Origin of the sequence: Acidobacterium sp. S8, assembly GCF_009765985.1 — a bacterium.
Lineage (GTDB): Bacteria > Acidobacteriota > Terriglobia > Terriglobales > Acidobacteriaceae > Alloacidobacterium.
On sequence record NZ_LMUM01000034.1, the window covers coordinates 111,309 to 136,851 of the forward strand.

Genomic DNA, 25,543 nt, shown 5'->3' on the forward strand with positions numbered 1-25,543 from the left:
TGCAGGGTGTTCGATTCCGCATTCATGCGTCCACATGCGGACACCCCTATTCATCGAAAACCTCAGCATTTCTATTGACATGTGACTAAATGGTCACGTAATGTCTCTAACCATGGACGACGTCTTCAAAGCGCTGGCTGATCCGACACGACGCAGCCTGCTCGACGAGCTCTTCAAAAAAGACGGACAGACGTTGACTGAGTTGGAGGAGCGCCTGCCCATGACCCGCTTCGGCGTCATGAAGCACCTCAAACTCCTCGAAGAGGCAGGCCTCGTCGCCACGCGCCGTCGTGGACGCGAAAAGCTGCACTATCTCAATGCCATTCCTATCCGGCTCATTCATGACCGCTGGGTGAGCAAATACACCGAGCCCTGGGTAGAAACCCTCGCCAACCTCAAACACACATTGGAGAGCAAAACCATGGAAAAAGTATTCGAAATCTATATCAAGACCACGCCTGAACGCCTCTGGAAGGCGATCACGGATGCCGAAATGCGGAAAAAATATAACTTCGGACTAACAGTGACATCCGACTGGACTGTCGGATCGACTTACAAAGGCGTCGGCGGAGAAACGACGATCCTCGAAGGGGAAAACCTGGAGGTTGATCCACCACGGAAGCTGGTGCAAACCTTCCGCGCACTTTGGGGTGAGGACGTGAAGAGTGAGGGTACGTCCCGCGTAACGTGGGAGATTGTGCCGGTCGCTGACTCCTGCCTGCTTAAAGTGACGCACGATCAGCTTCACGAGGGTGCCAACAATCAGTTGTATGGCGGCTGGCCGATGATTCTCTCCGGCATCAAAACGCTGCTGGAAACAGGAGAGCTGCTCACCACACCAGGATCGCTGATGTGGGTAGAAAACTCACAGCAACCTTCGCAGGTATGCGGCACAAGATAGCAAATTGCCGAGGCAGGGAAATCGTATGGCACGGTTTCCCACCGCCTCTGTTTGATCATCGGTCTTCAGCTAGTTGCATTTCTGAATATGGCCGCCGATCGAAAACTGTATATCGACCTGATTGCCGGTTCCTTTGAAAGGAGGACACACACTCGCTAAACCTTTTGGGCCGGAAGCTTGCGCCCAACTGTTGAGGATGACATGGACATTCGTGATAGTGAACTGAGAGTTTTGTGCACTAAACGAGCCCCAGATTGGGCTCTGTTTTGAAACGGCTGCTTTATCGACGATATGAAAATTTTCAAATGTCACTTGCTGATAAGGGGCCTGCGGAAATCGAATGGCGGGATATACATCATGCAGAAAAGACGAATCGTAAGTAGCGTCGACATTAGATATCTTTAGATTTTTGCTGGTCAGCAAATCCAGAAACCCGTCGGGACGGTATGACTTATATCCATCCACTACAACGTCGATTCCGCCGATTTTGAGCGAGTTGGCATATCCGCTGCCCGGGTCAGAGCCGCCCTTATCGCGGGCCGTTCCAACGCGAATGCCATAGTCGATCACATCGGTGATGCGAATATTGCGATTTTCGAGTCCGGCCTGCGTCGGGAGGTAGTTCAGGTAAAAGAGATGCGGTGGAGCAAACCATTTTCCGATGCCTCCTACGTTTCCACCCTGGTCATCCTGCACGTCGCCATACCGGTGTGCTCGCACATGCTCAAAGACCGTGTTCTGGAATGATCCCTGCCATCCCATGTAATACCCGTCCAGGTCAATATTGGAAAATGTGACATTGCTGGGAACTGAATAAAACTCTGATGTGATGGGTAACTGATGCGAAGCCGTTTGATTGCCGTTATAGCTCCCGATCGATGAGCAGATCATAGGAATAAACTGGCTGCCTTTGGCCTGCGGCGCAACAAAACATTTTGAGATTCCGGACCTCCAGATCCTTTACCGCACCAACGAGAAAGAAGATCGCAGAAGTATTCGTGTATCCGGCCCACGGTGCGGCTGCCTGGACAAAATGGATTCCTCGATTCGCTGCCAGCCATGCGGTCAGGCTGCGGTCACTGAAGGCAGGGGACGGTTCGTAATTCTGGCTATGCGATAGAATCCCTTTCTCGTAATAGCCTCCGACCTTCTGATTGACAGGCAATTGACCCGTATATTGCACGTTCCAGCTCAGCAGGCGAATCTTTGAACTATTGGCGATGATGAACGCGGGGATATGCACATTGTCCACTTTGAACAGTCCATTTTGGGTGAACTGTACAGTGGTTCCGTTATCGATGTATATGGGGCGGTCAATGTCATATCCCACGTGGATAAATACCGGGCAATCCACTGTCAGCGTGAACGCGCCATTCTTCGCCGCGGCGAAGGCCGCTATCACGCCCGCATCATCATCTGTCTTGCCGTCGCAGTGAACCCAACTATGTATCGAACGGCTTGTTGTGGCGCCGGACTGTGCGTGTGCCGCCGCAATCATGGCAGGAAAGAGGAACACAGGCACAAGGATCGAGCAAATCAGGCATAGCTGAAATAGAAGCTTTTTCACGATTCGGTCTCCTGTAGATTTCATGATCACCATCCTGCGCCCTTCAGGGCGTCGCCGTGCGCTGATGCCTGATACCGAGAGAGAAAGCCGAATCCACCCTCAGTGAGCGAATCTCTCTGCGGTGCGGGCCTTGGCTTTTTCGGCTTCTTCTTCTCGGTTCTTTGGCGGTGCGGTTGTTTCAAGCGAGCGCAGCAACCGTGTTGCAGCAGCAGCTACTTGGTCAATCGCATCGTTGAAAGCATCTTCATTCACCTTCGAGGGCTTGTTGAATCCGCTGATCTTTCGTACGAACTGCAGCGAAGCGGCTCGAATCTCCTCGTCAGTGACAGGCGGATCGAAGTTGAAGAGGTTTTTGACGTTTCGACACATGGCTGGCCTCTTGTCTGAGTCTGACTGAAGGCATGTGAGCGGTCAATTCCCTAAAGACGGTAGAATGAAAATGCCCGCACGAACTTCTGCGGCCTGAGATTACATCGCAGCAACTCCACAGAACGGCGTTGCACCAAGGCACGAGACGCGCGTCTGAATGATTATCTGACCCCAATTAAGCATCCGGCACTAGGCAAAATAGGCCTGGAAGCGACCTTCGGTGATTGACCCGAACCCCGATAACCAGTAAACTAATTAAGTTTGGCGATCCTGCCTGTTGCCCCGTGCGCATAGTCGTCTGGCGCTTTCAGCTCACCGCGTTTTTCGGTTAGAGCATCGGTGCCCGAGGCAAGCATGTATCTGCCCAGCTTCAATGAGTTTACGCGCCTTTTTACGAGGGCCGTTGGAGGATTTATGTACGCGGTCATCCGCACTGGTGGTAAACAGTATCGTGTCGCTCCGGGCGACGTGGTGAAAATTGAGAAGGCGGCCGCGAACGAGAACGGCACCGTCGAGTTTAGCGATGTGCTGGCATTTTCCGGCGATGCGGGTGCGGTGTCCAAGCCTGAATCGGCGAAGGTAATTGCCACTGTACTCGGCGATGGCCGTGGCGACAAGATCCTGGTCTTCCACTATAAGCGGAAGAAGCAGTACAAGAAGCTGCAGGGACACCGTCAGGCGTTCACACAGGTTCGCATCAACGAAATCCAGGTCGACGGTACGACCTATAGCGCCCAGAAGTAAGCTGGCGCAAAATTTTGAAGGCCAGTGCAGCTGGCGTGAGGATTAAGAAATGGCACATAAAAAAGGTGGCGGAAGTTCTAATAACGGGCGCGATTCTAACGCGCAGCGACTGGGCGTCAAGGCCTTCGGTGGCGAGTTGGTCACTGGCGGGTCGATTATCGTGCGCCAGCGCGGCACACGGCTAAAGCCAGGCCTCAACGTGGGTCGTGGCAGCGATGACACGCTCTTTGCCAAGATTGACGGTAAGGTGAAATTCGTCGACCGTGGGCGCATGGGTCGTTTTGTGGCCATCGAGCCAATCGTGGCTGAGTAAGCCTTCTTTCTATAAAAGGCCGGAGCACATTGCTCCGGCCTTTTGCGTTGGGTGTAACAAATTTCCCTGTGGAACAAAAAGAGCCCCGGAAAAATACTCCGGGGCTTGTCGTTTCCAAAACTTGTGGATTAGCCGCCGCCCACTGAATTCTTAGCAAGTACCCTGTCTACTACGCTTTCCACATTCTGCAGGAAGCCGCTCTGTTGCATGGCAGGTTGTGGCTGAGTGTTCGGACCCAGTTCCTGCGCCAAATCGTTCCACTGCGACAGGGTAGACGAGACGGCAGCTACGTCCTTCTGCTCTCTTCGCGCTTCAGGGATAAACATGTAGGCGATCCAGATCGCAAGAGCAACAAGGGTGGCGATTCCGCCTGCGTTATAGGTCCACACGCGCAGGCCGGCAACGCTGAAGGCCGAAGCGACCAATTCTGCGGCCGCCATAACTCCGCTTCCCAGGCAGATACCAAATCCCCAGCTGCGATAAGACTGGCCGAGAGAATGGGCGCATACCACCAGCAGAGACAACAGGCAGAGCACCAGGATGCTCATTCCGCTGCTGATGCTTGCGGCGACAGCGGGCAGGTGTGCCCCGGCCGGCAGGGCCGCGAAATCGATGCTGACCGAAAGTACGGAGATCCCGAGCGAAACCACGGCTGCCCAGCGGAAGAGAATCGAGCCCACCCGGCTGAGGCCGGGCAATGGCGCCATGATGGAAAGGAAAATATCCCGCAGGGCAAAATACATTGCGACACAGCCAGCAATATATACAACCCAATAAGCTGCGGAAAATGCGCTCGTCTTTAGAAACGCGCCCGGAATGATCTGCGGCGCATGGCTGATTCCTAACAAAAGGAATGCGCCGAATGTGCGAATCGCAAGAAAAACCTGAAAGGCGGGGAAAGAAGCCCTGCTCTTGAAACGAAGAGGAAAACAGAGAGCCGTCGCCCAAAGAAGGGGCTCAAGGTAGGACATCGCCGTGATGGGGGTAAAATTCATGCGCTGGTCCAAGCCACTGTATTCGACAATAATGCGAGATACGTCCGGCAACAAGACTGACTTTCCACAAAGTAGTAACACTCAAATTGTTACTAAAGCATGGATCATCAATCGGATGAGCCGCATATCTATTGGTTGCTGGTTGCGGTCTAGGATGCCCTTTAGTCATACATTGTTGTCCTGCCGGGATGAAAAATATGTCCATTTCCGCGCTGCCAGCCATCATTGATTTGCGGTAACCTGTTGGCCGGGGCCGCATACCGTGATCGAATCCCTGCGCCGCGACTTTAACCAGCGCTTTCGTCCAGAAACCTACCGCAGGATGCTGCATAGTCTGGACGCCTGCGTCCGCACTCATGTCAGCTTCCGCGTCGCAGAGACGCCTTGTTTTTTCCCAAAAAGCCTGATGGACGAGATGGCTGAGATTGGAGCGGAACTGACACATCTTCTCGTCGAAAACGCTCCCTATCTTAAGGCTTCGCGGGCCATGATTCCGGAGCAGTTTCTCGCAGCGGACGAGACCGGCCATCCGCATTTCATGACTGCCGATTTCGGATTGGTGCGCGAAAAGGATGGCAAACTGTCGCCAAAACTAGTCGAAATGCAGGCTTTTCCCTCAGTTTTTGCCTATCAATTCGTGCTCAATGAGGTCTACCGCTCGGCTTTCGATCTGGATAGTTCGCTTGGTTACCTGCTCGGAGGCCATACGGAAGCGAGCTTTTGGAAGCTGATGGAGCGGGTCATTCTGCGCGGCCATCATCCTGAAAATGTGGTGCTTACGGAAATTGAGCCACTGAAACAGAAAACCTTGCCTGATTTCAGGGTGACGACTGAGCGCCTGGGAATCGAAATTGTAGACATCTGTGACCTGGTGCCAGACATTCAACCCGGAAAACAGACGCGTCTGTGCTATCGCAAAGGGAAAAAATTAATTCCCATACGCCGCCTCTACAACCGCGCCATTGTGGATGAGCTGATCGTTAAGGGAATTAGTTTGCCTTTTGATTTCCATGATTCGTTCGATGTGGAATGGGCCGGGCATCCTAACTGGTACTTCCATATCAGCAAGTTCTCTATCCCGCACCTCGACCATCCTGCGGTTCCACCGGCAGTCTTTCTTGATGATTGGATGGCAGGCAGGAATAAAGATCGCCTGCCGCAGGATCGTAATAAATTGATTTTAAAGCCGCTATTCTCGTTTGCGGGAAAAGGGATTGAGTTTGCTCCTTCCGATGAGTTGCTGGCTTCGATTCCCAAGGCGGACCGCAGGGCATATCTTCTTCAGGAACGGGTACAGTTTGAATCTGTCATCGAAACTCCCGAAGGTCCCACACAGCCAGAAATCCGCATTCTTTATCTGTGGCCGGATGGTGGGCATCTCGAACCCGTGCTTTCTCTGGTTCGACTGGGGAGGGGAAAGATGATGGGGGTGGACCATAACCGTAATAAGGAGTGGGTGGGCGGCTCCGCTGCCTTCTATCCGCACGAGTGAATTCTGCGACTCCGTGGAACATAGGAAGACACCTCTTGCGAACAGATTCGACCAGTAAACCTATGAAAAGTTGTTGTCCTTTGGTTATATAAACGGTGTAAACTTTGGTAATTCGGAACAGGGCTTGATTTTAGGTATTTTGAAAGAGCGCCTGACCGGTCAGGCTCGGGAGCAGCGGAATGGTATCGGAGAATTCTTATCCTTTTGAGATTAATGCAGAAGGAAACCGTTTCTCCATGCGATTTCCTCTCCATTTACCGGTTCGTATTCTTTCCGGAAATCGTGAGTTTTCAGGAACGACCGAGAATATCTCGGCGAACGGAGTTCTTTTCCGTCTCACTGCCTCGATCCCGGTAGATGCGCCAGTGGAATTTTTGCTCGAGATTTCCGCAGATGAGCTTGGAGGACAGAATGCCGCCGCTGTTCACTGCTCTGGACGGATCATCCGTTCCTATCGAGAGCAATCAAATTGTTTTGCGGCAGCGGTGATTGATGAGTATCGCTTCCAATAAAAATGGATATACGGATCAAACGATGAGCTCGGAAGCAAAGCAGAACACGCTGAATCATGCCGCAGTATCTATGAGTGGACCAGACGAATCACCATCCCCGAAGCGGACCATCCGCCTGATTATGGCGGATTCTCAGGCGATCTATCGCGTTGGTATGCGAAAGGTCTTTGCCGTAGAAGAAGATATCGACGTGGTAGTGCAGGTCGATAGCATTGCCAATCTGCAGATATCGCTTCCTCATCATCCGGCCGACGTGCTGGTAATGGAAGGCAATCTGCTCGCGGGAAAAGGTGCGGCGATCGCCGATATCCTGCGACTTTCGCCGGATCTGAAGATCATTGTGCAGGCCACGGCTGCCGACGAGGCGCACACCGTCGAGCTTTATCGCCGGGGCGTTCGGGGAATCATTCCACGGTCGATTTCGCCCGATCTGCTGGTGAAATGCGTGCGTAAAATTGCGGCGGGTGAGACCTGGATCGACAATCAGTCTGTGACGTGGGTCATCGAGGCGTATCGTACACAGGCTTCGGCGATGGCCAGCCCAAAAAACCAGCCCCGCCTGTCACCAAAAGAGCTTGCGATCATCAGCTGTATCACGCAGGGCAAGCGTAATAAAGAGATTGCTTACCAGCTGGGAACGAGCGAGCAGGTCATAAAGAATTATCTGCGCAAGATCTATGACAAGCTGGGCGTTTCCGACAGACTGGAACTGGCTCTTTACTGCCTGCATCACCAGATCCACACTAAGGGCATGGAACCGGATGCCAGGGCCAGCATCGAAGCTGCGCTCGGGGAACCGATTAAGCTCTAGCCTCTAATCAGTTACGCTGCCACGTGCCTCTTCGAGCAGGGCAATCAGTGTCGTGAGCTTTTCACGGCTCATGTGGCCCAGAATTTCCTTCACGCTATCATTCACGACAGGATCCATGTCTTTGAGCAGCCGGAGTCCTTCCGCCGTGATGGTAGCGTAGATGACCCGGCGATCTTTTGGATCGCGTTTGCGCTTGATGAGCTTTTGCTTTTGCAGGCGGTCGAGCAGGCGAGTGATATCAGGATCGCTGCTGACAAGCCGTTCGCCTATCTCGGAGCATCGCATACCGGCATCGCCGGCGCCACGCAAAATGCGTAACACGTTGTATTGAGTCGGGGTAACTCCGTGCGGCTTGAATAGCTGCTGCGAATAGTGCTGCAAGCGATCCGAAGTTCGCCGTATGTTCAGCAGAGCTTCTTCTTCCAGCGTAACGAACGGGCGGGTTTGTTTGATTTCTTCCTGTAATTTGCTGACCATGAGCGCCTTTACATGGAGACGGCGTGCTCTCCCGTGCCGGGCAGCACGCCGAACTAACATTATGACAGTTTTTACAGCTTGATCAGTTCGATATCCAATTCGACCTTAACATCGTCTCCGACAACAGAGTCGCCAGACTTCAGGCTGCCATTCCATGTAAGTCCAAAATCCTGCCGGTGAATGGTTGTCGTTCCCGAAAAAGCGCGGCGGATTTTGCCATAGGGGTCGGCCTGCTCCTTGCTGGGGCCGTCGAGCGCCAGGGTGACAGATTTGGTGACACCGTGAAGCGTGAGGTCGCCGGTGAGTTGCAGCTGCCCGTTACTGTTCGACAGGCTCTTGCTGACGAAGGTCATCTGCGGGTATTTCGCGGCATCGAAGAAGTCGGGACTCTTGAGATGCGTATCGCGCTGCGCCACGCCGGTGTCAATAGTGGTGATATCAATCGCCGCGTTCGTGCTGGACTTCGTGAGGTCCTTCTCGTCGAGAATGAGAGTGCCGTTGATGCTGCCGAAGCGTCCGTGCACGTTCGAGATGCCCATGTGACGGATGGAAAAGTCGGCCTCGCTGTGGGCCGGATCGATCTGCCATTTCGATACCTGCGCCGAGGCGGCAGACGCGATGGCCAAAATTGCGGCCAGAACTGCGGATGTCTTTTTCAGAGCTTGCATTGTGATCTTTCTCCAGGACTTCGTTGTCGGATCGCCAGAGTCGCTGGCGAAGTTAATATATAGATACGCAGAAACGATAATCGTTGCAACAAATATTTATCTGAAATAAATCAAATAGGATTGGCCGGACACTCTGGTAAGCTCCTAGATTCGGGCCCTGACGATGCCACCACCCCGTTACTTTTCCCATTTTCGGTCGCTGACATCGCCGCAACGGCATGCCTTTGCCGCCTGCTTTTTGGGCTGGTCGCTCGATGCCTTCGATTATTTCCTGCTTGTTTTCTGTGTTTCAGCGATTGCGGCCGACTTCCATGCGCGTGCCTCGGCAGTCGCTGAGGCGCTTTTTCTCACGCTGGCTTTTCGCCCGGTGGGCGCATTTCTCTTTGGGTTCTTGGCAGATAAATGGGGCCGGCGTCCGGCGCTGATGTTGAATATTGCCTGCTATTCGATCTTTGAGCTGGCATGCGCTTTTTCTCCATCGCTGCATAGTCTATTGATTCTCCGTGCGCTTTTCGGAATCGCCATGGGCGGGGAATGGGGCGTGGGCGCGGCACTGGCATTTGAGACGCTGCCGAAAGAAGGGCGCGGTTTCTTTTCCGGACTGCTTCAGGAGGGCTACGCCGTCGGATACCTGGTGGCGGCAGCGGTCTATGCTGTGCTCTTCAAACCGTTTTCACATCTGATGTGGCACGGGCACGTCGTAGGCTGGCGTGGACTTTTTATCGTCGGTGCTGCGCCCGCGCTTCTTGTTCTGTATATCGGGCTCAAGGTTGAAGAGTCACCAGTATGGCGCGTCGGGCTGGGTGAAAAGACGAAGATCTCAGTTGCGAGCGGTATCCGGCAATACGCGCCTACGTTTCTTTTCCTGATCATTCTCATGGCCGGATTCAATGCCTTTTCGCATGGCACGCAGGATTTATACCCGACATTTCTGCAGAAAGATCATGGCTATTCGGCTGCGCTGACGGGCGGTGTCGCCATCGTGTACAACATCGGAGCGTTGTTGGGTGGCATTCTCTTCGGCAGCCTGTCAGAACGCTTTGGGCGCAAGCGCGCCATCATCGCTGCTGCGTTATTAGCGCTGCCTGTAATTCCGTTATTCGCCTTTGGTCACTCTCTCTACGTTCTGGCGGCTGGAGCTTTCCTCATGCAATTCATGGTGCAGGGAGCGTGGGGAGTGGTTCCTGCTTATCTCACGGAGTTGTCGCCGGGGCCTGTGCGCGCTACGTTTCCCGGGCTTGCCTACCAGCTTGGAAACCTGTTGACCTCGCGTAATGCCGTGCTGCAGGCAAAGGCAGCGGAGCGTTACGGCAGCTACGGGATGGTGCTTGCGGTGACCGTCTTCATTGTGGCGATCTTTCTTGCAATCGTTACCACGTTCGGACGCGAAGCGCGCGGAGTTGCGATGACGGTCGAGTGAAGGTTTTGCCTGCAGGTGCGAAATTTTTTCTAGGCGAGAGTCGAACCTGCGGAATGCCAGCCTATAAAACGATTGAATAATGCGGGTACGGCGCGGATGTACTCCTGGAACAAAAATTGCATCAGAGGAAAGTGTGTGTAGTTAGTGTTGTGTGGTCGAATTGGCAAACGTGACATCCAGAGGACGATGACGCTGAGCATCTCGGCAAATCGCTAGCTGTCGTGCTTGCCAAATTGAGCAAAAAGCGGCCCCCTTCGCGGGGCCGCTTTTATTTATGCCAGTAAACGATAGCGGCATTTCTGACGTTGACCGAGAGCATAGCCGCCGTAGGTTGGAGGCAGGTTTACGATGTCCACGAATTCGGCTCCCGCCAGTTCGCAGCTGCGGCGTGAAGCGGCATTATCCGGATCACAGGTGATCCAAAGAGGAGCGATGTCGAGCTGACGCGCCAGCGGCAGCAATAGTCGAACCGATCGCGCCGCGTACCGGCGACCCCGATATGGTTCGTGTACGGCGTATCCGATGTGCCCGGAAAAACGCTCGATGGTGGAGTTGGTTTCAGCGCGCAGGTTGATGCGGCCCATTTCTTCGCTGGTATCCGCATGGACCATCAGGAAGTGATATGCGGGAACTAGAAAAAATTTGTGAGGCTCGTAGCGGGAAAATTTCAGGACTAGATCTTCGTCGTGTAGCAAGCCTGGATCGATATGCGAATCGAGAGTCGTAATCATAAGACGTTATCGTTTGAGCGAAGCGAGGTCTTGTTCTTTCTATAGTATCGAAGCAGATTTCTCGCTTCGCTCAGAGTGACAACGATGCGCCGCCGATGCGGCAGCTCATTCAGCTTTCTTTATAGATTTCCGCGTGCTTCCTGTTCGCGTTCAATCGCTTCGAACAGCGCCTTGAAATTCCCCTTACCGAAGCTACGACTGCCTTTGCGTTGAATGATCTCGTAGAACAAAGTGGGCCGATCTTCTACTGGACGAGTAAAGATCTGCAACATGTAGCCCTCGTCGTCGCGATCGACGAGGATGCCGAGCTGTTCGAGTTCCTGAATGGGCTCGTCAATCTTGCCGACGCGCGCTTCCAGTTCAGAGTAGTAACTGTGCGGAACCTTCAGGAATTCGACGCCTTGTTGTTGCAATCTATCAACCGTGTGCAGAATATTGTCAGTTGCAAGCGCGAGATGCTGTACGCCGGAACCGTGATAGTACTCAAGGTATTCTTCGATCTGTGATTTTCTGCGGCCCTCCGCCGGTTCGTTAATAGGAAACTTTACGCGCCCGTTCCCATTGGCCATGACCTTCGACATCAAAGCCGAGTATTCCGTGGAGATGTCTTTATCGTCGAAGTGCTGGTAGAGAGAGAAGCCCATGATGTCCGAGTAGAAATCAACCCAACGATTCATCTCGTTCCAACCCACATTGCCCACCATGTGGTCGATGTAAAGCAGTCCGACGGGACGGGCAACGGGATCATTTTCGACAACTCGATAACCCGGCATGAACGGGCCGCCATATTCCCTGCGTTCGACAAAGGTGTGGACCGTATCGCCATAAGTAGCGATCGTGGAGAGCTTCACGACACCGTGCTCGTCGCGGACTTCAAAAGGCTCGCGAACACTACGGGCGCCCCGCTTTGTCGTCTCTTTCCATGCCAGTTTTGCATCATCTACCCAGAGCGCGACGTCGTGCACTCCGTCACCGTGGCGATGCACATGCTCAGCGATTTCTCCATCTGGACGCAGTGGTGTTGTAAGTACGAATCGTACTTTTCCCTGCTGCAACACATAGGAAGCGCGGCTGCGAACGCCAGTCTCAGGGCCGGCGTATGCCACAAGTTTCATGCCGAAAGCTACGCGGTAGTAATAAGCCGCCTGACGCGCATTACCCACGTAAAATTCAACATAGTCTGTTCCATTGAGGGGAAGAAAGTCTTTCTGAGTTTGTACTTCAGGGTGCAGAAGAGTGGACATCGAAGAGTACTCCCATTTCACTTAAGTTAGACGCGCCGTCTGTATCTTCGGATTACCTGACATATGCGGCTGCGACCCAATACCATATACCCAGGGAAACACGCTTGACCAGATGGCAGAGTATGAAATGCCGATAAAAATTACGGACCGTGACCTGCTGCTTGTCATCGACGTGCAAAACGATTTTTGCCCGGGTGGCGCGCTTCCTGTACCTCATGGAGATGAAGTGGTTCCTGTCATCCACAAGGTTTTGCCGTTGTTCCAGCATGTGATCCTCACGCAGGACTGGCATCCGAAAGGCCATCTTTCGTTTGCGTCGAGCCATGCAGGAGCGGAAGAATTTGTTCCAATCAAAGTTACATATGGAGAGCAGACGTTATGGCCCGACCATTGCGTGCAGGGAAGCCGCGGAGCCGAATTTCATTCCAGTCTTGACACACAAAGAGCAGAGTTGATTCTGCGTAAAGGATTTCGACGCGAGATCGATTCTTATTCCGCGTTTCAGGAAAATGACCGCGCGACGAAGACGGGACTGGATGGACATTTGCGCGAACGCGGGATTGAGCGCGTCTTTCTTGCGGGACTCGCTTATGATTTCTGCGTGCGCTACTCAGCGGTGGATGCGCGTGCGGCTGGATTTGCAGCTTTTGTCATAGCAGACGCTTGCCGGGCGATTGATTTGCAGGATTCGGTTGAGGCTACGCGAAGGGACTTTGCGGCTGCCGGCGTAGAGGAAATTGCGGTGGGGGAGCTTTCCTGAGATCAACGAGAATTTACAGTGGGAAATTGACACGTCTCCCGCTGGAATGCGATGCTCAAGAGTTTTGTACGAAGGGGTGTCCGGTCATGAACCCGCTCACAGCGAATTTGCCAATTGCTGAATCGTTTCTCATCCAGCAGGACTGGGCTGCCTATACGCCCGACCAGCATTCCGTCTGGGCTGAGCTGGTGCGGCGACGCATGCCACAGCTTGAAGAGCACGCCTGCGAGGAGTATCTCCAGGGCTTTCAACAGATTGGGCTGCGTGAGGATTCGATTCCTGATCTCGCGGAAGTGAATAAGCGTCTTGGGCCGCGCACTGGATGGAACGCGACGCCTGTGAGCGGTTTTCTGCCGCCGGATGCTTTTTTTGAAATGCTCGCAGCGCGCCAGTTTCCCACCACGACGTGGCTGCGCAAACGCGAATCGCTCGAATACACACCGGAGCCGGATATCTTCCATGATGTTTTCGGTCATGTGCCGATGCACGCGCACCCGGTATTTGCCGATTTTCTGCAGCAGTACGGCCGTGTCTGTGCCGGGCTGATGCACGACAAGGACAAGCTGGAGCGTATGGGGCGGCTCTTCTGGTTTACGGTTGAATTCGGCGTCATCCGGCAGAAGGGCACGATCAAGCTTTATGGCAGTGGGCTCATCTCCTCGCATGGCGAATCGACGAATGTAATCAACAGAACAGACGAGGGCGGTCCTGAAATTCGCGATTTCGATCTGGATGCCGTCCTGAATCAGCAATTTCTGGTTTCTGAGATGCAGAAGGTTTTATACGCCGTCGAATCGTTCGATCAGATTTACGAAGCAGCCAGAGAAGCCGAGCACCGATTGGCATAAAGTATCCAAATCGCGGCTCATCGAATCAAATGCGTATGCAGGCGCAGGAAAACAGTCGGGTTAAGAAGATCATGCGCCAGACGGGTGGATACGCCTGCGTCGCAGTTGGCGCGGCGGGATGCGTACTCCCGATTCTTCCCGGTATTCCTTTGATGCTCCTCGGTCTGGGCCTGCTCGCAGTCGATAGTCCTCGCGCCGCCCGGCTGCGGGATCGGCTGAAGGCACATGCAAATCGGCAGATCGCCCGCCTGCGCGGGAAAGCAGATCCGGCAAAAGACGCAGACAAGAGTACGTCGCGAGATTCGATAGTCTAGTCCCCGAATTCGAAACCTAAATTTCCTCATCCGTGGCATGTAGCATGAACAGAGACAGTTCATGAGCGACGCAAAATCTCTTTCCCCTGAAATTCTTCTTCACATCTCTCAATCTCTTAACCTTCCTCTACACGGTCTTGTTGCCGTAATCGGATTACTGGACGAAGGCGGGACAGTTCCGTTCATCGCGCGTTATCGCAAAGAGGCAACCGGCAATCTCGATGAGGTGCAGATCCGCGACATCGAAGAGAAGCTGGCCTATTTCCGCGAACTGGAAGAACGCCGCGCCACTATCTTGGCTTCCATTGCAGAGCAGGGAAAACTGACGGATGCATTGAAGGCGCGCATCGAAGGCACCCTCGATAAGAGCGAGCTTGAAGACCTCTACCTTCCTTACAAGCCCAAGCGCCGCACCAAGGCGACAATGGCTCGGGAAAAGGGGCTGGAGCCGCTGGCGCAATATCTCTGGGCGCAGCAGGCCGGCGTAGAAACGCTTGAGACGCTCGCTCCGACATTCGTGAATGTCGAGCTTGGAGTCGCTACAGCGGACGAAGCGCTCGAAGGTGCGCGCCACATTGTCGCTGAGTGGATCAGCGAAAGTGCCGATCTGCGCAAGGCTCTTCGCCAGCTCATGTTTGACGAGGGCATTGTGATCAGCCGCAAGGCGCTCGACGCCAAAGACGAGCAGGAAAAGTTCAAGATGTATTACGAGTACAAGGAGCCGGTGAAGACGATTCCTTCGCACCGCATGCTGGCTATTCGCCGCGGTGAAAGCGAAAACGTGCTTTATTTCCTGATTGAACTCGAAGCGCAGCGGTCCATCGGGGTCATACAGTCGCATGTGTTGCGGCAGCGGGGTGACTGGACGCGTCACCTGGAGCTCGCGATTGAAGACGCCTGGACGCGACTGCTTAACTCCTCCATTCAGGCAGAGATTCGCTTCGAGTTGAAACAGCGTTCCGATACGGAAGCGATTCAGGTCTTCCGCGACAATCTTTATCACTTGCTGCTCGCGCCTCCGGCTGGACCGATCTCAGTGCTCGGTATCGATCCTGGACTACGCACCGGCTGCAAGATAGCTGTCGTCGACGAAACCGGCAAGATGCTGGCGCACGATGTTATTTATCCGCATACCTCGAAGCACGGTGTTGTTGAAGCTAACCATAAAATCGAAGCTCTTCTGCGGCAACACAACGTCCGCGCCATCGCGATAGGCAATGGCACAGCCTCACGCGAAACGGATGCCTTTGTGCGCGAGTTCCTGCGGGAAAAGCAGATTCAGGACATCTTCTCCGTTACCGTCAGCGAATCAGGCGCGAGCGTCTACTCCGCGTCAGATATTGCGCGGCAAGAGTTTCCCGACCTCGATCTGACTGTGCGCGGAGCCATCTCGATTGCGCGGCGGTTACAGGACCCGCTATCGGAATTAGTGAAGGTCGACCCGAAATCGATTGGTGTTGGCCAGTATCAGCATGACGTCGATCAACGGCAACTTCAGGAGTCGCTCGAAAATGTCATTGAAAGCTGCGTAAATCGAGTGGGCGTGGATCTGAACACATCCTCGTGGACGCTGCTGCGTTACGTTGCCGGAGTCACCGAGCGTACGGCGATCAACATCGTCAACCATCGCAACCAGAATGGCCGTTTCCGCTCGCGCACACAGTTGATGGAAGTTTCCGGTATCGGACCGAAGACGTTTGAGCAGGCTGCCGGATTCCTTCGTATTCGCAATGGAGATAATCCCCTCGACATGACCGCAGTACACCCTGAATCGTATTCGGTGGTTGAGCAGATTGCCGAATCATTGCAGACGCCAATTGATGAGGTTATCCGCAATCCGCAGGTGCTGGAAAAGATAGACCGCAACCAGCTCTCGGCAGGAACTTTCACGCTGAACGACATTCTGGAAGAACTGTGCAAGCCGGGCCGCGATCCCCGCGACAAGTTTGTTGCGCCCAGTTTCCATGAAGGTGTGAAGGAAATCTCTGACGTGCAGGTGGGAATGGTGCTCGAAGGCGTGGTGACGAATGTGACAAAGTTTGGAGCCTTCGTCGACATCGGCGTGCATCAGGACGGCCTTGTTCACATCAGCGAGCTCTCCAACCGCTTCATCAAGGAACCCTCAGAAGCGGTGAAAGCCGGGCAGATCGTAAAAGTGAAAGTGTTGAGCGCCGATGCCAGGACCAAGCGAATTTCGCTCTCAATGAAAGCGTTGATGGAGCCCGCGGAACGCCCGGCTGTCAAGATGAAGCAGCCGCCGAAACCACAGGCTACGTTGAATGAAAAGCTGGCGACACTTTCCACAAAGTGGAAGGTGCGCTAGAGCCTGCTGTTCTTTTCAGAAGTAAAAGGGAACTCAGCCACGCTGCCGATGGTGGTGAGTTCCCAGTTACTGACCAGATCCATAATGGGTGCGTAGAGTTTGGTAACAGTCTCAAGCGTCTCCGCACATATGTTTTCGCGGAATTTTTACATATTTGTTGCATACTGAAGGCTGGAGGGATTCCCTTGCCCCGCATTCATTTCCAGCAGCAGCTCGCCGAGTTAAAAGACAAAATTCTGGGGATGGCCGCGCTTTCTCAGCAGGCACTGGATGCCTCCGTCGACGCATATTTACAGCGCGACGCGAGCCTCTGCCAGTTTGTGCGGGAGAACGAAAAGGCTATTAATTCCTCGCAGCGTGAACTGGATGAGATGGCCTACGACCTGCTTGCCAAGGAACAACCCATGGCGATTGATCTGCGGTTCATCCTCGCAGTGATCAAGATCAACAGCGATCTGGAGCGGATCGGGGACCAGTCCATGAGCATCGCCATTCGCACGCTGGATATGCTTCGAGGTGATCCGGTCGATCTGCCCATCGACATTGACTGCATGCGTAACTGCGCCGCACGTATGATCCGCACGGCCCTACAGTCGCTGCTTGACGCGGATGCGCACGTCGCGGAGTCAGTGCTGGAGATGGACGATGAGATCGATCGTATGAACCGCATTGCTCACGAAGATTTGACAAGATTTATTCAGGCTCGTCCGGAGCTGAGCCAACCGGCGCTGCACGCAATCATCATTTCGCGCAATCTGGAGCGGATCGCGGATCACGCGACCAACATTGCCATGGATGTGATTTTCTGGGTGCGCGGCGCAGACGTGCGTCATCAGCTGAGCGCGGCCATCGACTAGCAAACAGCGGCTATTTCCACGAAGCTGTAATCACAAAGAACGCCGTGTGGTAGCCCAGGATGGCTACTCCGGCGTTTTCTTTTGAAGTCAGAGTAAGGAGCCGGGATGCAGGGCATCCCGGCCGGACGAACGAGCTCCTTACTTGAATTGGCTAATCGCGTCCCAAACGTATACGCCAATAATAGTTGCGGACAGAACACACGTAGCGCCCGTCATAATGCGAACGAGCGGTTGAACCCGATTCACTTTCTGTACAATCAGGGTTTGCTCCTGCTCCTGGTGACCGGAAGACGGGTCAAGGAAGAGCTGATCTTCCTCGTAGCGGGTCAGGGTTCCACGGTAAGCAAGGAGCGCTAAAAGAAGGGTTGTGACAACGGCCCAAACGATCCACAGCATAAGCATGATGCTCATAGAGCACCTCAGGATTCGAGTTGGAGCTGTCCCAGGTACAAGCGGGTCCGAAATTTACCGGGCTCGGGGGTAGGTGGGGCCGCTTCGATTTGGATCATAGTCCTATCGCAACTGGGTTGAACAGGGGCTTTTTTCGCGAAATGAAACCAGTTTGGCAACCTCTTGATATTTTGAGGACTCCATACGTTTGATTGTTTACGGGTTTGGAGGAGAAAGATGCGTTTTGCCTTGAATACTTTTGCCGCACTCACCATCAGTGTGGCGTCCCTGGGATTCACTGCGTGCAATAATAATCAGCCGGCGTCGGACCAACAGGTGCAGGATCAAGCCGCTAAGACGACCCAGGACGTGAAAGCAGGCGCGAAACAGGCAGCAGCTGACGCGAAGGTTGCAGCCGCCAACGCGGAGCGCAAAGTAAACGACATAGCGGCTGGAGTGAAAGAAGGGTTGAAGTCAAATGCAAAGCCCGGCGCTGGCACAGTGAACATCAACTCCGCTACGGAAGAGCAACTTGTTGAATTACCAGGAATTACGGGAAAAAGGGCACAGCTGATTGTTCAGGGTCGACCTTATGGTTCGGCGAGTGATCTGGTGAGCAAGGGTATCCTCACACAGGCGCAATATGACCGGATATCCGGCCAGGTTATCGCCCAGTAAGACTGAATCCAAAGCGTACATCCGTCATCCAAATATGAGGAGTTGTATGGCCGGGTGAGCGGCTGTACACTTATAGAAGCTTATTTACCAGGGAGATTTACATGGCAACTGCAACCCTTACGCCCGCGGAAACACCTGAAGTCAAGAAAACACCCTTGTCTCTGAGCGATACGGCGGTCGGTAAAGTCCGCGAAATCATGGCGACGCAGGATCCGCTTCCTGCCGGATTACGCATTGGCGTTGTAGGCGGCGGTTGTTCAGGCTTCCAGTACTCCATGTCCTTTGAGAATCAGTCGGGCATGATGGATAAGGTGTTCACCTTCGACGGACTCAAGGTCTTTGTCGATGCAACATCGTTGATGTACCTGAACGGTTGCGTCGTCGATTACGTCGAAACGCTGGAAGCAGCTGGCTTCAAGTTCGAGAATCCGAACACGAAGAGCACCTGTGGCTGCGGATCCTCCTTCAGCGTGTAATCACTTTTTGTTAGAAGATTAGGAAAAGGCCTCGCACTGCGCGAGGCCTTTTCTATTGCTGCGGCGAAGTCGGTGTGCTGCTGGGAAAGCCGCTCGACGGTGCGGTTGGATTGCTGCCGGGCGAAGTTGGGCTGGAACTACCGGCGCCATTGGTTCCGTTGGTGCCGTTGACGTTTGTGCTGGCTCCGCCGAAAAGGCTTACGGCGCTCATCAGGTCTTCGACGGGATCGTAGACAAATTCCCATTCGTTGTAATGCTTCTGCAGCTTGTATTGCCTGATGGATGTCTTGGTGTTCTTGCTTGCGACTCCCACTATGGGAGCGCCACCCATCGTCTGACCGCTGCTGGGTGAGCTGGGCGACGTTCCGCCGAAAGAACTGGTGGTGCTGCCGCCCGGCGTCGTGCTGTTACCGAATGTACTTGAAGTTCCGCTTGAGTCCGTCGAACTACTCGATGATGAGAAGGTGCTGCCGTTGGAGCTTCCGCCAAAGGTTGGCGTCGTCCCAACCATACCGCTATTTCCTGCTGTCGTCGTCGCTCCGCCATTTTGGATCGGTTGACTGAAGAGGCCCATGGGCTTCACGTGAGCTTCACCCAGGTGAATGAGCTTCCAGTCGTCTTTGCCTGTCATCGGATCCGCGTAGCGCTTGCGCAGGAAATGGATGTTGTTGGAGTTTTCCAGCTGATCAATGGATCCGGGATAGCGGCCGAACTTTTTGTAATAGAGCTTAATGGCCCGTTTGTATTGCTCGCCGCGACGCACCAGTTCCGTTTCGCGATCACGCTGAATATCGGCAGCGATGCGCGGGGCAGCCACAGCCAGCGCGATCAGCAACAGCAGCGTCATAAAAATCACTGCCATCAGGATGTAACCTGCTTCCGCCTGCGAAGATGGGCTGCGGCGTTTCATGGAATCAGTTCTGCACCAGTGGCAGCGGCTGCGCGTTCCGGTATGGAATATCCTCGATCTGTATCGAGAATGGCGAAATCTTCAAGACCTTGTACCGATGATCGACCACGTCTCCCTCAGATGCAATGAACACATCATCGCCATGCAGAAGAAATGCTTTGCGGGTGCCATCCTTGGGCGACTCATAGCCGAAAAATTTTAGATCGATCGCTGGTGGTGGCGGGGGGCCCTGCGGAACCTGTGCGACAGAACCCGAAGGCCGAATCGGAGCCTTTACTTTTTCAATCTCCACCGGAGCCGACGATTGCGAGAAGATGTTGCGGCCTTTGCCTGAATATTCAAGCGATTCGGCCTGCGCCATCCATTCCGGATGCAGCGTTGGATCGAGGCTTGCGCCAATGCCGGGGATGCGGACCGCTGCGTGCTCGCCCGCTGTTCTGGTTGAAGTCGTGCGCGCCGGCCGCGTCGTGGTGGTTTGTGGCGGTGGCGCAGGTGCTGGCGTCGATCCTCCGCCGAAGTAACTCATCAACACATTAACGAGCAGACCGATGACGACAACGCCCAGCGAACCGGCGATGATGACTTTTTTCTTATCTTCCGCGCCCAGTTTCAGAGCCATCAGCGAACCTCCGGAGACTGCAGGGAGGCCTGCTGATTTGCTACTGCATTCTGATCACCGGTCGCCGCAGGAAGATCATCGCTCGACTGTAGATAGGTGGTCATGCGCAGGCGCAGATTGACGAGTCCACCCTGCTGCCCGCTGAAAGTCAGCGTGTTGATAGTGAAGAAAACGTCATTCTTATCGCGCTCGATATCGTTGATGAAATGCATCAGCGAAGTGTATTCGCCACTCAGGCTGGCATCGATGCGCACTTCTGTCAGTCCATGAATAGCCGGCACAGGTGTATATTGTGCGCGCGTCAGGCGCACATTGTTCTTGCTGGTTAACGCGCCGAGTTCGCCAGCCATCGTCGAGTAGTTCGGGGCGATGCGCTTTCCATAAAACTTGTCGGCATCCGTACGTGCCTGATCCACTTTTTCGGGAAGGCCCTGCAGGTGTGACATCTGCGCTTGTAACTGCTCATAAGTCACGTGGCTCGCTTCGTAGTCCGCCGTTTGATCGGAACTTGCGGCATGCCACGCGAGGACCAGGCGCGTCAGCAGGAAAAGGTTCAATCCAAGCAAAATGACCACGCCGGCAAAATGCAGATTCAGCATTGTAAGCAATTTGCGCAGGTTGTTCATCGCGCGCCTCGCTTCGTTTTCTGTACAGGCTGCGGTTGCTGTGACTTTTGTTCCGGCTGTTTTGCCTGCTTACTTTCGGAGTTTTCCGGTGCGAGCGGCAGCGGCCTGTAATCGGCAAGGATGTCGAAGTTTACATCGCTTGATGCGTTGACGGGCATCGCCTGCCCGTTGCCATTGTTCGAAGTGGCGAGAGCTTCGTTCGAGAGGCGGGGCGAGGCGAAATGCTTTGATTTTTCCAGGTTCTTCACCAGTTCAATCGCGCGGTCACGCGCGCCGCTTACCCGCATGCGAATCGTGACGTGTCCATCAGAAGAAACCTGAGGATCGATGCTCATGACCTGTACGCCACCGGGCAGAACCGTCTCAAGGTCCGTCATCGTTGAGGTCCACGAGAATGCCTTGCGACGGAAGAGATCGTTTAGAAAGTCAGACTGCGTCAGCACAGCCGCATTTTGCGGCTGACGCATCAGCGCCTGGTAACTCTGCTGTTGGCGCTGCATCTGCTGCACGCTGCCTTGCATGGTATGTACCCTTGCCGTAGCCGCCGCTGCTTTTTGCTGCTCGACATGAGAGAGAAACCACAGCGGAATCGCCAGCACGAAAAGAATCGCCATCCAGAGGCGAAGCCGCTTGTAGACGGGCCGCAGCTCGATAAATTGTTTAGTAGCAAGATTGACGGTAATGCGCATTAGCTTGCGAGCGCTCCTGACACTCCGGACATCAAACCCTTGGGCACGTTGCCCGTTCCAGCTACCGCTGCCGAAGTCAGGTCGCGGATGCGGAACTGTTCAAGCTCGAGAACGCGTGATAACTCCGGCGCGCCGCCAGGCCCGGCATAAAAAACCGCATTCGGGATGGATGAGAGTGTGTCTTCAAAATAAGCAATCGATACAGAAACGGCATGGCGAAGCTCTTCATCATGAAGTGTTTCGTCATCGGGTAGCTCAAGGCTGCGATGCAGCAGCAGCTCATCGCCGCGCGTGATCGCTGTCGTCACCGAACTTCCATTGAGATTAACGAAGAGTGCGGGTTCAGCCTCCGACAATGCCGCGAGCGCGGCCAGCGTGCTGGGTATTACGACACCAGGTTCGTATCCCGCGAGTCGCACAGCCTCTTCGTACTCGCTGATCACAGCACGCGGCATCGCAGTGACTAAAACGCGCGCTTCATCCGCGTTCTGCGTCATGATCTGGTAGCTGATGGCCGCGTCATCGACTTCAAAAGGAACCAGCTTACGCAAACGGAAACGTACGACCGGCAGGGCTTCGGCAAGCTTTGAGGGCAGCGTGTCGAAATCGAGCAGCAACACTCGGGCGGCCGCATCGGGAACTACCAGCGTGAGACGCTTGTCCCGCGCATCGACCGCATCAAGAGCGCGCTTCAGAGCAGCGACGACCGCAGCCTTGTCGAGGATGTTCGGCGTCTTCAGGCCGGGTATCAAAGCGCCGGCAAAAAGCGCAGCGAAAGAGGTTGCCGTCTGCGGCGTATCGTTCAGACGTGCGGCGACAACGCCGGCGGGCGCAAGCTCGCATGCCAGCCGGGGACGTAAATGCGTATTCGGCAAAAGAAATTCGAATGCCACTAGCGGGTCGCCTCGATGAACGTAACCTTGTTGATTTCCTTGAGCGTCGTAAATCCATTCCGCACGCGATCCAGCGCAGATTCGCGCAGAAACTGCATACCTTCCTGCTGTGCGAGCTTGCGGACTTCGGAGCTGGGCTTCTTCTCCAGAATGATTTCGCGGATCGGATCAGTGAGATCGAGCAGCTCGTGGATCGCCGTTCGTCCGCGATAACCGGTGCCCCCGCATTCAATGCAGCCCGCACCTTCGCGGAAATCGAAGTTGCGCCACTCGTCGAGATTGAGGCCGCTGGCGATCAGCGTCTCTTCATCGTGCTTCACCGAGCGGACACAGTATTCACATATGGTACGCACGAGACGTTGCGCGAGGATGCAGTTGAGCGCCGAGATGAAGTTGTACGGCTCGACGCCCATATTCAAAAAGCGGCCGAGCACGTCAAAGACGTTGTTTGCGTGGACGGTAGTGAAGACAAGGTGTCCGGTCAGCGCAGAGTTGATAGCGATCTGCGCCGTTTCCTGGTCGCGGATTTCGCCGACGAGAATCTTGTCCGGGTCGTGGCGCAGGATAGAGCGCAGTCCGCGCGCGAAAGTAAGACCTTTTTTCTCGTTGACGGGAATCTGCGTAACGCCGCGAATCTGGTATTCGACCGGGTCTTCGATGGTGATGATCTTGTCTTCTTCGCTCTTGATCTCGTTGAGCGCAGCGTAAAGTGTGGTGGTTTTGCCGGAGCCGGTCGGACCGGTAACGAGCACCATGCCGTAGGGCTCTTTGATGTAGCGGCGGAAGCGGCGCAGATCTTCATCGGCGAAGCCAACAACATCAAGCGAGAGCTTGGTGAATTTCTCGCTCATGGACTCTTTATCGAGCACGCGAAGCACAGCGTTTTCGCCATGTACCGTAGGCATGACGGAGACGCGGAAGTCGATGAGACGCGTCTTGTACCGCACCCGGAAGCGGCCGTCCTGTGGCACGCGGCGCTCGGCGATATCGAGCTCGCTCATGACCTTGATACGCGAAAGAATCGTCGAGTGGTGCTCGCGTGCGATGGGGGCCATCGCCTGCTGCAGCACGCCGTCAATGCGGTACTTGACGATAACGGAGTCGTCGTAGGTCTCTATGTGGATATCGGAAGCGCGACGTTCGAGGGCTGTGAAGATCGTAGTGTCGACGAGGCGGATGATCGGGCTGATGTCTTCTTCTGAGGTCAGCTTTTCGATCGAGATGTTTTCGTCGGGATTGTCATCCCCGGAAAGAACATCGAAGGTCAAACCTTCAGAAGCCTCGTCGAGGACGCGCTGCGACTGCTCGGTTTTTTTGAGCAGATCGGTGATCTGCGAAAGGGTAGCCACGCGGGTGGAAATGCGCTGGCCGAGAAGGCTTGCGATTTCATCCAGCACCATCAGGCGGCTGGGGTCGCTCACGGCGATGACGAGCCGGTCCTCGTGCTGTTCGAGCGGCACGAAGTTGTAGCGGAACATCATGTCCACGGGCACGGTGCGGAAGAGATCGTGCTGAATGCGGAAGTTCTTGAGATCGACGAACTCACAACGATAGCGGATGGCGAGCGCCTGTGCGCGCGCTGTCTCGTCCTGCTCGATGGGAATGAATGCTGGTGCCTGTGCCATAAAAATCCTTTACCGCTGGAACGTGCCTGCCTGGCTGAGCGAGAAGATGGGGAGATAAAGCGCGATGAGAATAATAACCACTACAACACCCATCACGATAAGAATGGCAGGCTCGATCAGCGCGAGCGATGCCGTCAGAGCAGTCTGCACGTCTTCTTCAAAAAATTCCGCGACCGAATTCAGCATCTGCGGTAATGCGCCGGTCGATTCGCCTACCTCGATCATCTCCGTCGAAAGCTCGGGAAAGACTTTGGTGCTAATGAGGCTTTTCGCGAGGCTCTTGCCTTCGCGCACGCTGCCTACAGACGAGAATACTGCTTTCGCGATGCGTTTGCTGGCGATCGATCTCGCGGCAGTTTCGAGCGACGGTACCAGGGGTAAGCCGCCGGAGAGCAGAGTCGAGAGCGTCCGGGAGAAGAGGGCGACCTGATACTTGAGCCAGATGTTGCCGAAGATGGGAAGCTTGATGCGGATGCCATCAATGCGGTCGGCGCCGGTTTCGGTCTTGCTCCAACGGTAAAGCAGATAGCCGATGATCGCTGCACAAGGCAGGATATAGAGGATATAGTGTTGCGCTCCGTTGCCTAAAGCGAGCAGAAAGAGCGTGATTGCCGGCAGTTTGGTGCCGATCTGGTCGTAGAGCAGGGCAAAACGCGGGACGACGAAGGTGATCAGGAAGATGAAGAGTCCGAAGACTAGTGTGATGAGCAGTGCCGGATAGACGAGCGAGGCCTGTAACTTCTTGCGGAATGTGAGGGATACGCGCTGGAACGACAGATAGCGGCCAAGCACCTCTTCCAGGTTGCCGCTGCGTTCACCTGCCAGAAGCGTCGTGGTGTAGATGAGCGGGAAGCCGCCCTGCGCCTCGAAAGCCGAGGAGATGGATTCGCCAGTGCGTACACGCGCCGAAACGTTCTGTAATTGCGCAGAAAACGTCGGATTTTTCTGGTTTTTTGCCAGCATTTCGAGCGAGCTGAGGATCGGGAGACCAGCCCGGATCAGGGTTAGAAATTGCTGGTTAAATATAAGAAATGTTTCGAGTTTCGCCCGTTTTCGGCCGCCGCCGGCGAGGCCGCGGGGCTTGACCGAATAAACATAATATCCGGCTTGCGAAAATCGCTGGCGCAATTCTTCGGCTGAGGCAGCGGACTGGATCTGTTCCTGTACGCGCCCGCGCTCATCGGCCAGCTTGATGACGAATTCTGCCATTCTTTTCCACGATACCAGTTTGCAGGCCGGGAAATCCCCCGAAAACCCGGCCTGCCGTGTTTCCATTCTTAGGTGCTGCTAA

General features: G+C 54.5%; 30 protein-coding genes. 14 read left to right on the forward strand and 16 right to left on the reverse strand.

Translation table 11 applies throughout. The features are described from left to right. Positions 1-100 precede the first annotated feature (100 nt). On the forward strand, positions 101-901 hold the full coding sequence (locus GSQ86_RS15695; RefSeq protein ID WP_216841184.1) for a metalloregulator ArsR/SmtB family transcription factor: 801 nt from the start codon (positions 101-103) through the stop codon (positions 899-901). Positions 902-970: 69 nt separating this feature from the next. Here the strand turns inward: GSQ86_RS15695 and GSQ86_RS15700 are convergent, their stop codons facing one another. The 3 genes from GSQ86_RS15700 to GSQ86_RS15710 all read right to left on the reverse strand — a co-directional run bounded on the left by GSQ86_RS15700 (position 971) and on the right by GSQ86_RS15710 (position 2,837). Further along, positions 971-1,792 (reverse strand): hypothetical protein, encoded by an 822-nt coding sequence (locus GSQ86_RS15700; protein WP_158750895.1) that lies wholly within the window; start codon positions 1,790-1,792, stop codon positions 971-973. Continuing rightward, positions 1,764-2,468, reverse strand: a complete 705-nt coding sequence (locus GSQ86_RS15705) for a hypothetical protein (RefSeq protein ID WP_158750896.1) — start codon at positions 2,466-2,468, stop codon at positions 1,764-1,766. The genes GSQ86_RS15700 and GSQ86_RS15705 overlap by 29 nt, the downstream gene beginning before the upstream one ends. Before the next feature lie 99 nt (positions 2,469-2,567). Then, a complete protein-coding gene (locus tag GSQ86_RS15710) occupies positions 2,568-2,837 on the reverse strand; it encodes a DUF2277 domain-containing protein (protein WP_158750897.1) in 270 nt (89 codons plus the stop codon). Positions 2,838-3,251: 414 nt separating this feature from the next. On the opposite strand from GSQ86_RS15710, the gene rplU reads away from it, so the two are divergent. Next, positions 3,252-3,581 carry a 50S ribosomal protein L21 gene (gene rplU / locus GSQ86_RS15715; RefSeq protein ID WP_158751514.1) on the forward strand — a complete coding sequence of 110 codons (330 nt, stop codon included), beginning with the start codon at positions 3,252-3,254 and terminating at the stop codon, positions 3,579-3,581. A gap of 49 nt (positions 3,582-3,630) precedes the next feature. Next, complete coding sequence (gene rpmA, locus GSQ86_RS15720; RefSeq protein ID WP_158750898.1) at positions 3,631-3,894, forward strand: 50S ribosomal protein L27; 264 nt, start codon at positions 3,631-3,633, stop codon at positions 3,892-3,894. Between the two features lie 128 nt (positions 3,895-4,022). On the opposite strand, the gene GSQ86_RS15725 is transcribed toward rpmA, so the two are convergent. Beyond that, a complete protein-coding gene (locus GSQ86_RS15725) occupies positions 4,023-4,940 on the reverse strand; it encodes a hypothetical protein (RefSeq protein ID WP_158750899.1) in 918 nt (305 codons plus the stop codon). Positions 4,941-5,151: 211 nt separating this feature from the next. On the opposite strand from GSQ86_RS15725, the gene GSQ86_RS15730 reads away from it, so the two are divergent. From GSQ86_RS15730 to GSQ86_RS15740, 3 genes are all read left to right on the forward strand, one after another. Beyond that, positions 5,152-6,381, forward strand: coding sequence for a hypothetical protein (locus GSQ86_RS15730; RefSeq protein WP_158750900.1), 1,230 nt, complete (start codon positions 5,152-5,154; stop codon positions 6,379-6,381). 236 nt (positions 6,382-6,617) lie between these two features. Continuing rightward, the gene (locus GSQ86_RS15735) at positions 6,618-6,893 is read left to right on the forward strand and encodes a PilZ domain-containing protein (protein ID WP_158750901.1); all 276 of its coding nucleotides are present in this window, start codon (positions 6,618-6,620) and stop codon (positions 6,891-6,893) included. A gap of 22 nt (positions 6,894-6,915) precedes the next feature. After that, positions 6,916-7,704 (forward strand): LuxR C-terminal-related transcriptional regulator, encoded by a 789-nt coding sequence (locus tag GSQ86_RS15740; RefSeq protein ID WP_371720664.1) that lies wholly within the window; start codon positions 6,916-6,918, stop codon positions 7,702-7,704. A 3-nt stretch (positions 7,705-7,707) separates the two neighbouring features. Here GSQ86_RS15740 and GSQ86_RS15745 read toward each other — a convergent pair whose 3' ends face one another. Next, on the reverse strand, positions 7,708-8,241 hold the full coding sequence (locus GSQ86_RS15745; RefSeq protein ID WP_158750902.1) for a MarR family winged helix-turn-helix transcriptional regulator: 534 nt from the start codon (positions 8,239-8,241) through the stop codon (positions 7,708-7,710). Between the two features lie 11 nt (positions 8,242-8,252). Further along, positions 8,253-8,849, reverse strand: coding sequence for a YceI family protein (locus GSQ86_RS15750; protein WP_174239985.1), 597 nt, complete (start codon positions 8,847-8,849; stop codon positions 8,253-8,255). A gap of 163 nt (positions 8,850-9,012) precedes the next feature. Here GSQ86_RS15750 and GSQ86_RS15755 point away from each other — a divergent pair, with 163 nt between their 5' ends. After that, the gene (locus GSQ86_RS15755; RefSeq protein ID WP_158750903.1) at positions 9,013-10,269 is read left to right on the forward strand and encodes an MFS transporter; all 1,257 of its coding nucleotides are present in this window, start codon (positions 9,013-9,015) and stop codon (positions 10,267-10,269) included. A 272-nt stretch (positions 10,270-10,541) separates the two neighbouring features. Here GSQ86_RS15755 and GSQ86_RS15760 read toward each other — a convergent pair whose 3' ends face one another. Then, positions 10,542-11,000 carry a GNAT family N-acetyltransferase gene (locus tag GSQ86_RS15760; RefSeq protein WP_158750904.1) on the reverse strand — a complete coding sequence of 153 codons (459 nt, stop codon included), beginning with the start codon at positions 10,998-11,000 and terminating at the stop codon, positions 10,542-10,544. A gap of 119 nt (positions 11,001-11,119) precedes the next feature. After that, complete coding sequence (gene hppD, locus GSQ86_RS15765; RefSeq protein WP_158750905.1) at positions 11,120-12,244, reverse strand: 4-hydroxyphenylpyruvate dioxygenase; 1,125 nt, start codon at positions 12,242-12,244, stop codon at positions 11,120-11,122. Positions 12,245-12,371: 127 nt separating this feature from the next. Here hppD and pncA point away from each other — a divergent pair, with 127 nt between their 5' ends. From pncA to phoU, 5 genes are all read left to right on the forward strand, one after another. Then, positions 12,372-13,004 (forward strand): bifunctional nicotinamidase/pyrazinamidase, encoded by a 633-nt coding sequence (gene pncA / locus GSQ86_RS15770; protein ID WP_158751520.1) that lies wholly within the window; start codon positions 12,372-12,374, stop codon positions 13,002-13,004. Between the two features lie 86 nt (positions 13,005-13,090). After that, positions 13,091-13,852 (forward strand): phenylalanine 4-monooxygenase, encoded by a 762-nt coding sequence (locus GSQ86_RS15775; RefSeq protein ID WP_158750906.1) that lies wholly within the window; start codon positions 13,091-13,093, stop codon positions 13,850-13,852. Positions 13,853-13,923: 71 nt separating this feature from the next. After that, positions 13,924-14,166, forward strand: a complete 243-nt coding sequence (locus GSQ86_RS15780) for a hypothetical protein (RefSeq protein WP_158750907.1) — start codon at positions 13,924-13,926, stop codon at positions 14,164-14,166. A 61-nt stretch (positions 14,167-14,227) separates the two neighbouring features. Further along, a complete protein-coding gene (locus GSQ86_RS15785) occupies positions 14,228-16,489 on the forward strand; it encodes a Tex family protein (protein ID WP_158750908.1) in 2,262 nt (753 codons plus the stop codon). 185 nt (positions 16,490-16,674) lie between these two features. Beyond that, the gene (phoU, locus tag GSQ86_RS15790; RefSeq protein ID WP_158750909.1) at positions 16,675-17,346 is read left to right on the forward strand and encodes a phosphate signaling complex protein PhoU; all 672 of its coding nucleotides are present in this window, start codon (positions 16,675-16,677) and stop codon (positions 17,344-17,346) included. 138 nt (positions 17,347-17,484) lie between these two features. On the opposite strand, the gene GSQ86_RS15795 is transcribed toward phoU, so the two are convergent. Continuing rightward, positions 17,485-17,757 carry a hypothetical protein gene (locus GSQ86_RS15795; RefSeq protein WP_158750910.1) on the reverse strand — a complete coding sequence of 91 codons (273 nt, stop codon included), beginning with the start codon at positions 17,755-17,757 and terminating at the stop codon, positions 17,485-17,487. Between the two features lie 216 nt (positions 17,758-17,973). Here GSQ86_RS15795 and GSQ86_RS15800 point away from each other — a divergent pair, with 216 nt between their 5' ends. Next, positions 17,974-18,414, forward strand: a complete 441-nt coding sequence (locus GSQ86_RS15800; RefSeq protein ID WP_158750911.1) for a helix-hairpin-helix domain-containing protein — start codon at positions 17,974-17,976, stop codon at positions 18,412-18,414. Positions 18,415-18,515: 101 nt separating this feature from the next. Next, the gene (locus tag GSQ86_RS15805) at positions 18,516-18,890 is read left to right on the forward strand and encodes an iron-sulfur cluster assembly accessory protein (RefSeq protein ID WP_158750912.1); all 375 of its coding nucleotides are present in this window, start codon (positions 18,516-18,518) and stop codon (positions 18,888-18,890) included. 52 nt (positions 18,891-18,942) lie between these two features. Here the strand turns inward: GSQ86_RS15805 and GSQ86_RS15810 are convergent, their stop codons facing one another. Genes GSQ86_RS15810 through GSQ86_RS15840 form a run of 7 tightly spaced genes read right to left on the reverse strand, consistent with a single transcriptional unit; the run spans position 18,943 to position 25,461 of the window. After that, positions 18,943-19,800 carry a type II secretion system protein gene (locus tag GSQ86_RS15810; protein WP_158750913.1) on the reverse strand — a complete coding sequence of 286 codons (858 nt, stop codon included), beginning with the start codon at positions 19,798-19,800 and terminating at the stop codon, positions 18,943-18,945. Between the two features lie 4 nt (positions 19,801-19,804). Further along, entirely contained in the window at positions 19,805-20,419 is a 615-nt protein-coding gene (locus GSQ86_RS15815) for a hypothetical protein (RefSeq protein ID WP_158750914.1), read from the reverse strand. After that, positions 20,419-21,045, reverse strand: a complete 627-nt coding sequence (locus GSQ86_RS15820) for a hypothetical protein (protein WP_158750915.1) — start codon at positions 21,043-21,045, stop codon at positions 20,419-20,421. The genes GSQ86_RS15815 and GSQ86_RS15820 overlap by 1 nt, the downstream gene beginning before the upstream one ends. Beyond that, a complete protein-coding gene (locus GSQ86_RS15825) occupies positions 21,042-21,734 on the reverse strand; it encodes a fimbrial assembly protein (protein WP_158750916.1) in 693 nt (230 codons plus the stop codon). Before GSQ86_RS15825 ends, GSQ86_RS15820 begins: the two co-directional genes overlap by 4 nt. Continuing rightward, the gene (locus GSQ86_RS15830) at positions 21,734-22,627 is read right to left on the reverse strand and encodes a hypothetical protein (RefSeq protein WP_254062429.1); all 894 of its coding nucleotides are present in this window, start codon (positions 22,625-22,627) and stop codon (positions 21,734-21,736) included. The genes GSQ86_RS15825 and GSQ86_RS15830 overlap by 1 nt, the downstream gene beginning before the upstream one ends. Then, complete coding sequence (locus GSQ86_RS15835; protein WP_158750917.1) at positions 22,627-24,252, reverse strand: GspE/PulE family protein; 1,626 nt, start codon at positions 24,250-24,252, stop codon at positions 22,627-22,629. The genes GSQ86_RS15830 and GSQ86_RS15835 overlap by 1 nt, the downstream gene beginning before the upstream one ends. A 9-nt stretch (positions 24,253-24,261) precedes the next feature. Next, positions 24,262-25,461 (reverse strand): type II secretion system F family protein, encoded by a 1,200-nt coding sequence (locus GSQ86_RS15840; protein ID WP_158750918.1) that lies wholly within the window; start codon positions 25,459-25,461, stop codon positions 24,262-24,264. Positions 25,462-25,543 lie beyond the last annotated feature (82 nt).

Coding starts and splice junctions, on each gene's coding strand:
- GSQ86_RS15755 (WP_158750903.1), top strand. CDS start 9,013: ATGCCACCACCCCGTTACTTTTCCCATTTTCGGTCGCTGACATCGCCG.
- GSQ86_RS15750 (WP_174239985.1), bottom strand. CDS start 8,849: ATGCAAGCTCTGAAAAAGACATCCGCAGTTCTGGCCGCAATTTTGGCC.
- GSQ86_RS15795 (WP_158750910.1), bottom strand. CDS start 17,757: ATGAGCATCATGCTTATGCTGTGGATCGTTTGGGCCGTTGTCACAACC.
- pncA (WP_158751520.1), top strand. CDS start 12,372: ATGCCGATAAAAATTACGGACCGTGACCTGCTGCTTGTCATCGACGTG.
- GSQ86_RS15760 (WP_158750904.1), bottom strand. CDS start 11,000: ATGATTACGACTCTCGATTCGCATATCGATCCAGGCTTGCTACACGAC.
- GSQ86_RS15735 (WP_158750901.1), top strand. CDS start 6,618: ATGCGATTTCCTCTCCATTTACCGGTTCGTATTCTTTCCGGAAATCGT.
- GSQ86_RS15775 (WP_158750906.1), top strand. CDS start 13,091: ATGAACCCGCTCACAGCGAATTTGCCAATTGCTGAATCGTTTCTCATC.
- GSQ86_RS15840 (WP_158750918.1), bottom strand. CDS start 25,461: ATGGCAGAATTCGTCATCAAGCTGGCCGATGAGCGCGGGCGCGTACAG.
- GSQ86_RS15780 (WP_158750907.1), top strand. CDS start 13,924: ATGCGCCAGACGGGTGGATACGCCTGCGTCGCAGTTGGCGCGGCGGGA.
- GSQ86_RS15740 (WP_371720664.1), top strand. CDS start 6,916: ATGAGCTCGGAAGCAAAGCAGAACACGCTGAATCATGCCGCAGTATCT.
- GSQ86_RS15835 (WP_158750917.1), bottom strand. CDS start 24,252: ATGGCACAGGCACCAGCATTCATTCCCATCGAGCAGGACGAGACAGCG.
- hppD (WP_158750905.1), bottom strand. CDS start 12,244: ATGTCCACTCTTCTGCACCCTGAAGTACAAACTCAGAAAGACTTTCTT.
- GSQ86_RS15825 (WP_158750916.1), bottom strand. CDS start 21,734: ATGCGCATTACCGTCAATCTTGCTACTAAACAATTTATCGAGCTGCGG.
- GSQ86_RS15695 (WP_216841184.1), top strand. CDS start 101: ATGTCTCTAACCATGGACGACGTCTTCAAAGCGCTGGCTGATCCGACA.
- GSQ86_RS15710 (WP_158750897.1), bottom strand. CDS start 2,837: ATGTGTCGAAACGTCAAAAACCTCTTCAACTTCGATCCGCCTGTCACT.
- GSQ86_RS15800 (WP_158750911.1), top strand. CDS start 17,974: ATGCGTTTTGCCTTGAATACTTTTGCCGCACTCACCATCAGTGTGGCG.
- GSQ86_RS15810 (WP_158750913.1), bottom strand. CDS start 19,800: ATGAAACGCCGCAGCCCATCTTCGCAGGCGGAAGCAGGTTACATCCTG.
- GSQ86_RS15745 (WP_158750902.1), bottom strand. CDS start 8,241: ATGTTAGTTCGGCGTGCTGCCCGGCACGGGAGAGCACGCCGTCTCCAT.
- GSQ86_RS15805 (WP_158750912.1), top strand. CDS start 18,516: ATGGCAACTGCAACCCTTACGCCCGCGGAAACACCTGAAGTCAAGAAA.
- GSQ86_RS15785 (WP_158750908.1), top strand. CDS start 14,228: ATGAGCGACGCAAAATCTCTTTCCCCTGAAATTCTTCTTCACATCTCT.
- GSQ86_RS15815 (WP_158750914.1), bottom strand. CDS start 20,419: ATGGCTCTGAAACTGGGCGCGGAAGATAAGAAAAAAGTCATCATCGCC.
- GSQ86_RS15820 (WP_158750915.1), bottom strand. CDS start 21,045: ATGAACAACCTGCGCAAATTGCTTACAATGCTGAATCTGCATTTTGCC.
- rpmA (WP_158750898.1), top strand. CDS start 3,631: ATGGCACATAAAAAAGGTGGCGGAAGTTCTAATAACGGGCGCGATTCT.
- rplU (WP_158751514.1), top strand. CDS start 3,252: ATGTACGCGGTCATCCGCACTGGTGGTAAACAGTATCGTGTCGCTCCG.
- GSQ86_RS15700 (WP_158750895.1), bottom strand. CDS start 1,792: ATGATCTGCTCATCGATCGGGAGCTATAACGGCAATCAAACGGCTTCG.